Here is a 479-nt window from a genome sequence, read left to right on the forward strand (position 1 = left end):
GCATGACCCCCCGACGGCAGCCCGGCCCACTCACGAGTAGGTGTGGCACCGCCTCCCGCGGCCGGGATGATGGGTGGGGCCGGAGCGGGCCCGCGTGGCGGGGCTCGGGGTCAGCCCACCGCAGCGGCGCGGGACGGGCTCCGCGCCGCCCGGTGGGAGCAGGTCGTTACCGGTAGGCGGTCGCCTGGAGGGTGTACAGGTCGCTGTACAGGCCGCCGCGGGCGATCAGTGCCTCGTGTGTCCCCTGTTCGCTGATGATGCCGTGATCGAGGACGTAGATGCGGTCGGCGTAGCGGACGCTGGCCAGCCGGTGGGTGATCAGGACGACGGTGCGGCCGTCGGCGTGGGCGCGCAGGCCCTCGAAGGCGGCGTGTTCGGCACGGGCGTCGAGGGCGGCGGTGGGTTCGTCGCAGATGAGCAGGTCGGCGTCGCGGTGGAAGCCGCGGGCGACGGCGATGCGCTGCCATTGGCCGCCGGAC

The 479-nt window shown here is 74.3% G+C and carries 1 protein-coding gene; it reads right to left on the reverse strand.

Going from position 1 to position 479, the window contains the following annotated elements; genetic code table 11:
* Nucleotides 1-166: 166 nt before the first annotated feature.
* A partial coding sequence (locus tag FAF44_RS53705; protein ID WP_237111197.1) for an ATP-binding cassette domain-containing protein occupies nucleotides 167-479 on the reverse strand: 313 nt, incomplete at its 5' end.

This window comes from Nonomuraea sp. MG754425, from assembly GCF_021699195.1.
In the GTDB taxonomy this organism is placed as follows: domain Bacteria; phylum Actinomycetota; class Actinomycetes; order Streptosporangiales; family Streptosporangiaceae; genus Nonomuraea.